The sequence below is a fragment of the Pseudomonas brassicacearum genome (genome assembly GCF_003732265.1).
Lineage (GTDB): Bacteria > Pseudomonadota > Gammaproteobacteria > Pseudomonadales > Pseudomonadaceae > Aquipseudomonas > Aquipseudomonas brassicacearum_D.
In genome coordinates, this window is the sequence record NZ_MOBK01000419.1 from 1 (window position 1) to 309 (window position 309).

General features: G+C 61.2%; 1 pseudogene. It reads right to left on the reverse strand.

The annotated features are described in order from the left end of the window. Positions 1-309, reverse strand: a pseudogene (locus BK660_RS32020) (bifunctional [glutamate--ammonia ligase]-adenylyl-L-tyrosine phosphorylase/[glutamate--ammonia-ligase] adenylyltransferase); the annotation flags it as partial.

The following is a 309-nucleotide window of genomic DNA, read 5'->3' on the forward strand; positions in this document are numbered from 1 at the left end:
CTTGGTGCCGAGGTTGTCGCGCATCTTTGCGCGCATCTCGCTGACTTCCTGTTGCAGCTTCGCCAGATCACGCGGCTTGCCCAGCACCTGGGCACGAACCTTCTCGAACGCCTGACCGACATCCTGACTGCCGACCAGCACCCGCGCACGCACCAAAGCCTGATGCTCCCACGTCCAGGCTTCATTTTCCTGATAGCGGGCAAACGCGCCGAGCGAACTCACCAACAGTCCTGAAGCACCGGATGGGCGCAGACGCATGTCCACTTCATAGAGCTGACCGGAGTTGGTCTGCGCCGTCAGCAGGTGAAT